The organism is Peribacillus sp. NPDC060253 (assembly GCF_042727425.1).
Lineage (GTDB): Bacteria > Bacillota > Bacilli > Bacillales > DSM-1321 > Peribacillus.
Genome location: NZ_JBHXAS010000160.1, coordinates 1 through 8,483 on the forward strand (window position 1 = coordinate 1; position 8,483 = coordinate 8,483).

At 33.2% G+C, this 8,483-nt stretch carries 3 protein-coding genes and 2 pseudogenes; 3 read left to right on the top strand and 2 right to left on the bottom strand.

The features are described 5' to 3' along the window. Positions 1–569 precede the first annotated feature (569 nt). Positions 570–4,952: an NACHT domain-containing protein gene (locus tag ACFWE9_RS24295; protein ID WP_377359210.1), complete on the bottom strand. Its 4,383-nt coding sequence runs from the start codon at positions 4,950–4,952 to the stop codon at positions 570–572. Between the two features lie 644 nt (positions 4,953–5,596). On the opposite strand from ACFWE9_RS24295, the gene ACFWE9_RS24300 reads away from it, so the two are divergent. Continuing rightward, a complete protein-coding gene (locus tag ACFWE9_RS24300) occupies positions 5,597–7,141 on the top strand; it encodes an SIR2 family protein (protein WP_377359212.1) in 1,545 nt (514 codons plus the stop codon). 237 nt (positions 7,142–7,378) lie between these two features. Further along, positions 7,379–7,627, top strand: coding sequence for a hypothetical protein (locus ACFWE9_RS24305; protein ID WP_377359216.1), 249 nt, complete (start codon positions 7,379–7,381; stop codon positions 7,625–7,627). A gap of 22 nt (positions 7,628–7,649) precedes the next feature. On the opposite strand, the pseudogene ACFWE9_RS24310 reads toward ACFWE9_RS24305, so the two are convergent. After that, a pseudogene (locus tag ACFWE9_RS24310) lies at positions 7,650–8,022 on the bottom strand (DUF4352 domain-containing protein); the annotation flags it as partial. A gap of 29 nt (positions 8,023–8,051) precedes the next feature. Here ACFWE9_RS24310 and ACFWE9_RS24315 point away from each other — a divergent pair. Then, a pseudogene (locus ACFWE9_RS24315) lies at positions 8,052–8,340 on the top strand (tyrosine-type recombinase/integrase); the annotation flags it as partial. Positions 8,341–8,483 lie beyond the last annotated feature (143 nt).

The following is an 8,483-nucleotide window of genomic DNA, read 5'->3' on the forward strand; positions in this document are numbered from 1 at the left end:
TTATTATTTTATGCAGCAGTCGTTAAGTTGAAAAGATGGCAAACATATCAACCCTCCCCTATAATTAATTAACAGGATGCTATGCTATCGTGCGAAGTAACTGGGGGGACTGGTTTTGGCTTTTTGAATCATTACATCATGCCGCCCATATAGTTTTATGCTGTAACATTTTTAACCGCATTAGAAGAAAGTCGCATAGAATCAGAATTCTGCAGGTGCTTCGTGTAACATCTTTAACCTAGATTTACTGTGATTTATTGTACTTCGTTAGCAAAATGTTAGCAGTTGTTAGCCGGTCAATAAATAAATCGACTTGATGACTCTTATAGCAAAGCGATGCAAATTTTATATGCATCGCTTTTTGTTACACATTCCACATGTGTTGAGTGTATGTGGCAACACATGGGGTGCTGGTGAGTTTACAATTTATCCAGTTAACATTAAGGTAAAAATAAAGATTTGCACAAATATATATGATAGTAGTTACTGTTAAATACTTTGATAAAAAAGAAGCATTTGAAAGGTCTAAAGGTGGAAAATATTGTACATAGGAGTCATACAACAACTTCTTACCTTTCCATTAGTTTTTGGCTCAGGGATCTAATTTGCCCAAATTGCTTTTCGAACATCAAATCCCATATATCGAGACATTCATTTGCAATATCTTTTATCTCAGGTATTGTTGAGTTAGAGGTTTCGTCATATAACCCAATAATCAATTTGGAAATTTCATCTTCTATTCCCCAAATACCTTCAAATTTATCAACTTCATTTTCAACTAAATGGTAACTCATTGAAAGTATAATATCTTTGTAATCAACTACTGACTTTGATTCTTCTTCAAGATAATGAACAAAAGCATGTACTGTTCTAACACTTAAGCCGGAATTCATTATTTCGATTATAAAATCCTTGTCTCTCTTTAAATCAATAAGATTATCATAAAATAATCTTGAAATCGGCATCTCTAGATTTAATGTACTTGCCTTAAACTTGCGTATCATATCTTTTGCTAATGAATTAAATTCATCTTTATTGAAATAATTAGTAGTCATATGAAGAACCGCTTCTGCTTGTACTTCACTCATTGTATCCACATTATTTATTATTTCGGCAAATTCGTTTTTAAGAATAAACATCTCTGACAGACAATATGCACCCATTTCAATTATTTCTTTATCTTCGGATTCGTAGCATTTCTTAATAACTTCTAATACTCGTTCACGATATTTCGGATATAGCAAAAAGAGTATATTTTTCGTATCATGGAAGCCTGCTAGCCTGTAATCTTGTTCAAATAGATTTAGGATTATTTCTGATGCCCAATCTCTTTCTATGTTATACGAAGGCCATAATGCAAATAAACTCGCTAATTTCACTGCCGGGTTTTCATCTAATGCCAACTTTTCAATTGTATCTTTAAACTGGTTAAACAAAGAACTGTCGTTCCATATTAGCTGAGCTACTGCTTCAGCTGCGATACCCCTTACGCAGTTTATTGCATTACTTTGTAGCATATCAAAGCTACGCATTTCTTTATTTTCATTATTAGTTATATTGGGTTTGCCGATTTCCGGGTTTTTATGGTTAATCGCAATATCCTTTAGAATATCCAAAACCTCTTGAGACCATTTTACGTTTTTCCTGTTTCGAATAATTGAGCAAATGTAGTTCGCCCGGTATGAGGTATAATCATATGGATAGGTCAAAATCATTGTTTCTAATAACTCTACCGACACATTATCCAAAGCCTTACTATATGCAACCCCACTAAATAAGGAATCCACATATACATCTAAAACTTTATCCTGATACGAAAGAACTAAATTTATCATTCCTCCAGGTTCTTCGGAGACAGCATCGCTAAAGCTTCTTGCAAACTCTTCAATAGAATTATTAATAATTCCCCCTGGGACCTCTTTCCAACGGGAATGACTTTTATGATTAATTTTTATATTTGTTACAATCTTAAGCCACTTTTTGTTATTTAATTTCTTCCCCGCAACGGGTGAACTTACCCATCCGCCAGATCCATTGGAATGTTTATATAAAGTTGTCCCATTAGGAAATTTACGTCTTAAAGTACGTATCAGATCTTTTGCTTGATCACTCAATCGATCATAGGGGAGAACTTCTAGAATCTCTTTCTGAAAATCACCCCAGAAACTCCAATAAACTGTATCGCCGTTTTTTTCTCTATTATAATTAACTCTACGTAAATATCTATCTTTAGCTTCTGGCGATAGATAACTTAAAACTCGTTCTTCCAATACATTAAAAATATTCTCACTACAGTATCTCGAATGCTTTCCTAATATTTGTTTTGCAAGATATAATTTATCACCATTACCACCAGTCTTATCAAATATGTTGCTGTTGAAATCACTGCATAAATAATTAATTACAATATCACTATAACTTTCTGGTAATCTGTATAATCCATCCAATATAATTTCATTAAATAAATCATTACCTTTTCCCATGAATGCTTTATAGCGGTCAAAGAATTTTTCCGGTTGTTGGGCAATTATTGCTGCATTTGCTTTCTTTATAATTTGAATACAAGCTCTTTCAAGGCCTCTTTTATGGAAATATTTTCCGGACCATTCACTATAAAGCAAGCTATCTTCATTTTCAGTAGGAACGTATGGCAATAATAAATTAAGAACCTCTTCCCCATTATTTATAAGAATTTCAGAGTCTTGATTTAGAAATTCTTCCTCATAATTATAAATTTTTCTCCCCTTGCTCTTAATTTTATTTTCCAATAAAAATGCCAATAGCCGTATTGTTCTTATTTCACAATTTTTAAGCATCGACTTAAAGTCAAGATACATATCAGCCATTTGAGGAAATCGGTTATAAAATTTCATTCGCAATTCAAATAACTCGTCCGTATCATGATTTATGTCGTACATAAAACATTTAGAGAGTTTATTATCATCTTCCTTTGAATTAAATGCATACTTTTCGATGAAAGCAATATCATCAGTATCATAATTCGGGCTCATACTAACAAGTAATTTTAAAACAATATCTTTTTTTGACGGATTGTTAAACAACCATTTATCTAAAATGCCATACTTCCTAAGCAACCTAATATACTTAGGCCTTGAAAATATAACGTTATTAATAATATGATTACCATATTTTTTATTTTCACAGTTATTCACAATAAAATTTTGTATATTTTCATCTAGATTATCTATCTGATTTAACACCTCGAGGAAAACAAATTTGACAAAATACCTGATTTGATTTGCCTCAAACATTCTTTGCCCAGCATTAATAAAATCGTGGCTATCAAATTCAGATAAATTTTGCATAAACATTTGCACTTGATATCTTTTTCCGGGTGTTTGTTTTTCTTTAGTCCCAATAATATCTACGATATCTTCACCGTCATAATATCTCTGAAGCATCTTTTCAGCTAAAAAACAGTCTAATATAGATTGATGGGCAAACGAAACTTTATTATCTTGAATTATTAAAAAAGCATTTGAAGATAAAAATTCTAAAGATGATTTATTTTCGTTTAATATACTTAAAGGAATAAATATTCTACTAGATCTTTCTAAAAAAGTTACCATTTTATCTTTAATCTGAATTAGATTGTCTTCTCTCAATCCAAATTCAAAACATTTATGGGACAGCTGCCCCCACCATTCTGAGACCAAATGGCTTGCGGTAGAACATTCCGCATATACTTTGCTTGGGTCCAACTGTTGCCAAATATATAAATTGCTTGGAATTCTTAGTATCTCTTTCAGTTTACTTGTTAGTTGCTCATAACGCTTCCCAACAATGCCCTTAACTAAATCCTCGTCCAACTCATTAACCTGAACCTTAGACCATTGAATAACTTCCTCTTTTGAATCAACTTTTTTAAATAATGATCTAATATTATTATCGTTTTCCAAGTCATGGGTTCGACATACAAAAACGACGGATATTTTATTTTCCCTCTCAATATTCAATCTCTCTACTTGATTTATAATCTGAGCGCATACCAATAAAGCATCTCTAGAATGCGCCAGAGTCCAACGAAGCGCATCCAACTGATCCAAAATAATTACTGCTCTTTCATTTTTAGAAACACTGTCAATACAATGAGTAATCGATGCAGGTAATCCTAAATCTTTCCCCCACTTCTCGGCATTCATATTCGGAATCCGTTTATCTAATTTAATTGCCAAATATGGTATGGCTTTCTCTTCACAATAATTGATAATATCTACTGTACACCCACTTTTCCCTCTTCCAGCCTTTCCATGTATTATTAAAGAGCTCCCTGAATCTATTACTTCTCTAAATAAAGAAAATTCTTTCCTCTTAATAAACCCCTTGTCCAAGGGAATAAAAGCTGTTTTATATTCCTGATTCAATTCCTCTAGCCTAGGCATGATACGCTCATCGTGCTCAAGGTTTTTAAACCTTTCTAATTTACTAAGCTTTTCCTCAATAGTTTTGATAATATTGCCTTCTGATTTACCAATTGACTCATCAACGATTGATAGAACTGCCTTTTCTTTAATGCTTAATATCGATTCTCGAAAACTAATTAATATTTCAAACAACTCAGAGAAGTACTCTTCAAAATCACTTGGTTTCTTAATGTGTGTATGCTTAAATTTATCTTTCTTAATATTGACGAACTCGACTGCTTCTTGGGCTAGTTTCTTAGATATATCTTCGTAATCTTCTTTTAAAATTTTGTAAGCAGTAAATACTCTTTGTATTATTGTGTCACTAATCTTATTCTGTTCTAGAAACTCTACAAAATAGTTACTATCAACTTCAGTATCATCAAACTTTCGATTAAATTCAGTAACTGTATCTTCTATATCTTTAATTAATTTCTTTTCTTCCCAATTCTTTAAACCTGTTGAGAAATGGTAATCCATAACTTTTGGCGCTATCAAATCCCCCACTATGTATGCTAAAAAGCTCATTTTCATTACCCCCTAGACGCTGCCCATTTTTTCTTCAAATCCAATAACAAAATATTTTAATAACCTTTTATTCAAAAACTTTACATTTTATAGACATCACCCCCATTATATCAAAAAAATATGTAAACAATTATTACTAATCGAGAGTTATCGTGAATTAGTAGGCAGCAAATCAAATCTCTACCGTTAAAGCAAGAGCTAACTTAGAGAAAAATTTTCTAGAAAGGATAAATGAAAATAACTTAATCCCTCTAGGATTAACTTAAGAACAACTTAACCCCAACTATGTAGTTAAGAGAATCATTTACATAAATACGACAATGTTTATATTCAATATAATTTTGTTAATCCTTACAAGACATATAAAAAAGGCAACTCCCTCAAAAGGGTCAGTTGCCTTCTTTCAAAATTAATTTCGTAACTGCTTCCACATGTCCAGAGTGTATGTGGCAACACATGGGGTGCTGGTGTGACTCAATACGTTTCAGTTAACCTAATAATTACTGAATATAGTCCCTGTTTATTTAGATAGAAGCAGCAACTTTTTGTAAAGTACTACGATTTTGCAGGAATTTGCCTATAATTTGTCGAAACCAATTACAATTTAGGAAGTTTAGTTAAACTTACTTGATACGGGAGGTAAAATGGATATTAAAGATATAGTAAACCAAATTTATAATGAGATGATTTCTAGAAAAAGTCCTAGGCAAATTGGTTTCGTACTGGACTTGTTTATCTCAAGATTATTAGAACACCATATAAAGCTGCAGGGTAAACAGTTTATTATGGAGCATCATGTAATAATAAGGAAAGAAGATGATTTACGAAGACGAGTTACTTTTGATGGTTATGCTCCTGAGGGATTTGATGATTTTCGCGCTGGAACGATTGTGGAAATTTTCACTGCAGGACCTACGATCCCAATAAGATCTAGATTTAAAGACATTGAACGTATGTTAGAAAGAAACTACCACGCGTACCTTAATACAGATGTACAAGATATACTCATTATTATTCTTACTGACATGTCAACCGAAGAAACTAAGAACTATGAACAAAACTTAAATGATAAATTCAGTAGTAATAATACAAAGTTACATATATGGGGTTTAAAAGAATTAGATGACTTATCTCAATTACATCCTGAATTTCTTAACAGGATTAACAATCCTTTAGAATTCTTGTTTGAAGTTGAAATTGAACAGAGCGTACAAAATATAGGGGATTCCAGGGGTGAATGGAAAAAAATTCAAGAAGAACGAATAAAGGATCTTAAATTACAATATGACCAAGATAACTTAGTTCTCTTTTTAGGAGCAGGTGCCTCTATTGACGCAAAAATTGCAACTTGGGACCAACTAATATCTGATCTCCTAGTTACACTTGTTAGTAAAAAATTGGACAAACTTGATGTTAAGTTGACAGATACCGAAAAAGCTTTTATTGCTGATAATTTAAAGAAGATGAACGGGAATTCTCCGTTACAATTAGTTAGATACATAAGAAACGGTTTAGACGAGTTTTTTCTTGAGACAATTTCAGAGGTCCTATATAAAAACGCTGAAGATAGCTCTCCATTATTAGATGAAATTTGTAAGTTATGTTTGCCAACACGGACTGGAGTGGGGATACAGGGAGTTGTCACATACAACTTTGATGATTTACTAGAGAGAAATCTTGAAAGTCGCGAGCTAAAACACACGTCAATTTATAAAGAAGCCCAATTACCAGGTAAAGAAGAGCTAGGAATCTACCATGTTCACGGGTTCTTGCCCCGTGATTTAGAGAAATATGAGGGAATTTCGGAGAGCTCCTTAATATTTTCTGAGGAAGGGTATCACTCTGTAATGCTTGATGCTTTTAACTGGTCAAATTTAATTCAGTTAAACTACTTTAAGGAACGTACGTGCTTATTTATTGGTGTATCTCTAACTGATCCAAATATTAGAAGATTGCTAGATATAGCAATGACTAAACAACCTGATAAAACTTGTAGGCACTATATATTCTTAAAAAGAGAAAATTTTGAGATCCCGACGAATTCCGAATTTAACACAGATAATATTAAAAGATTTGAAGCCGTTAATCAAGATCAAAAAGAAAAATTTTTTCAGGAGTTAGGGTTAAATATAATTTGGTTTGAAGATTATCCTGAGATAACACAATTTTTAAAGAAGTTGCGAGGATAAAATTATCCCATCTGGTAAACAACCTGTATCATCCAAATTAATATATTATCAATAAATTCCAATGAAGATTAAAAGGAGCTGTCTAAAAATCCATTTAGCTTAAATGCATACACTCAAATTAAGCACCCAAGAATGTTGATATAAAAGCATTCTTGGGTTTTACTTTTTTCAATGTTTCGACTGCAACTCCGCCATTGGGACAGCCCTTTTTTTCAGTAGTCAATATGTGTAGAGTGTATGTCGCAACACATGGGATATTGGTGGTTACAACATTTAAGTCATATATATGAAGGAATAGTAGGGCCACTGATGCTTGTAAAAGAATTAGCGGATAGGATTCAAGGTGTTGCGACCAAATATCTAGACAACTACCTCTATTGGTTTAACTTTCTTCAACAAAAAAAGAAAATTGAAGAGAAAGAACGAATAAATAAGATACTGCTTTGTTTACGAAAAGAGCCAAAAAAAAAAGAGCTGCACTCATAAAGAGGCAGCCAAATTTTTCTTATTAAACTTTTAATGTAATTTCGTCTCCCGTCATGCCTCCGCGAGCTTTCATTGTTAAGCCTTTCGCGTCTGCAGGAACATCGAATACAATCTTACCAGTTTGAGTTAAGCTAGGATTAAGCTGCTTTAAGAAGAAGTTAGCTGCGTCATCTCCAGCTGCAATTTCATAAGCCGTTTGACCTTCAGTAGAATAAGTAAACTCCCTACCTTTATCATCTATTAATTTAAAGATATTAGCATCTAAAGTAATGGCATCTTTCTGCCCCGTTAGTTACAGATAGTTCAACGATTTTGAAAACACCTTGAGCTTTTTCAGAAGCGAATTCGCCGCCCACTTGGTTCTTTGACTCTACTGCACCGACTTTAAGAAGTACTATGGTGAAGCTTATCTTGACGAAGGATCATTTTCGCCAAGAAAGAGAAACAACCAGGCTATCCTATTTTCATCAAGATCGTGGAAAACAGAATGTCGCGTCTGCTTAAGCTGGCCAGCTTAAGTCCAGAACTTACTCCCCACTCTCTGCGCCATACGCATACTTCATTGTTAGCAGAAGCAAAGGTAGGCTTAGAAGAGATTATGGATCGGCTTGGTCACTGTGACGACGACACAACCAAAAACGTCTATCCCCACGTAACAAAAAATGAAAAAAGAGGCTTCCCACAAGTTTGCACAACTCATGAGAAACCTCTAATTTTAGGAGAGAAATGTTAGCAAGATGTTAGCATTACGCTCCCCTCTTACATAAAACCCTCATATATCAAAGGGTTTGGGCTATGATTACATCATGCCGCCCATTCATCAAGATATATAATAGAAGAAAATACAATTATAAAA

What these genes read in the sequence shown, in the direction of transcription:
- ACFWE9_RS24295 (WP_377359210.1), bottom strand. Translation starts at nt 4,952, where the DNA reads ATGAGCTTTTTAGCATACATAGTGGGGGATTTGATAGCGCCAAAAGTT.
- ACFWE9_RS24300 (WP_377359212.1), top strand. Translation starts at nt 5,597, where the DNA reads ATGGATATTAAAGATATAGTAAACCAAATTTATAATGAGATGATTTCT.
- ACFWE9_RS24305 (WP_377359216.1), top strand. Translation starts at nt 7,379, where the DNA reads ATGTCGCAACACATGGGATATTGGTGGTTACAACATTTAAGTCATATA.